The organism is Pseudoxanthomonas japonensis (assembly GCF_010093445.1).
GTDB classification, from domain to species: Bacteria; Pseudomonadota; Gammaproteobacteria; order Xanthomonadales; family Xanthomonadaceae; genus Pseudoxanthomonas_A; species Pseudoxanthomonas_A japonensis.
Genome location: NZ_PDWW01000066.1, coordinates 1 through 568, shown reverse-complemented (window position 1 = coordinate 568; position 568 = coordinate 1). Strand labels below are relative to the sequence as shown.

At 48.4% G+C, this 568-nt stretch carries 1 protein-coding gene; it reads right to left on the bottom strand.

From position 1 onward, the window contains the following. Positions 1-365: hypothetical protein (locus CSC78_RS18790; RefSeq protein ID WP_202924227.1), on the bottom strand; the 365-nt coding region annotated here is incomplete at its 3' end. Positions 366-568: the final 203 nt, after the last annotated feature.

The following is a 568-nucleotide window of genomic DNA, read 5'->3' as shown; positions in this document are numbered from 1 at the left end:
CCTCTCTCTTTCTCTCCTTTTCTTTTTTCCCCTCTCTCCCTCTCCTCCTTCCTTTTTTCGTTTTTCTCCTTTGTCTCCTTTCTTTTTTTCTTCTCCTCTTTCTTCCTTTTTCCTTTCTCTCTTTTCTCTTTCTCCTCCCTTCTTTCTTTCCCTCCTTTCCTCTGTTGTTTATCTCTCCCTCCTCTCTTCCCCTTTTCTCCTTCTTCTCTCTTCCCCCCTTCCTCTTCCTCTACTCTTTCTTCCCACATCCTCTCCCCATTCTCCCCCCCCATTACTCTTTCCCTGTTCCCCTTCTTCTTCTTTTCTTTCCTTTTTTCTCTTCCTTTCTCTTCCCTTTTCTCTCCGCCATTCGCACTCTCCGCCACCTCGCATTATGACTCAACCTTGCTATTTCTTTCTCTCCCTCCCTTCGCTATTTTTCCTTACACTCTCTCTCCTCCCCTCCCTTCCGTTTTCTTCTCTTCTTCTTACCACCCTATTCCTTTTGCTGAACTCCTCCTTGCCATACTCCTGCGCGAGACTCGTCCGCACGCGCTGTGTCGACTACCACGTGTGCTCGCCGCCGCGT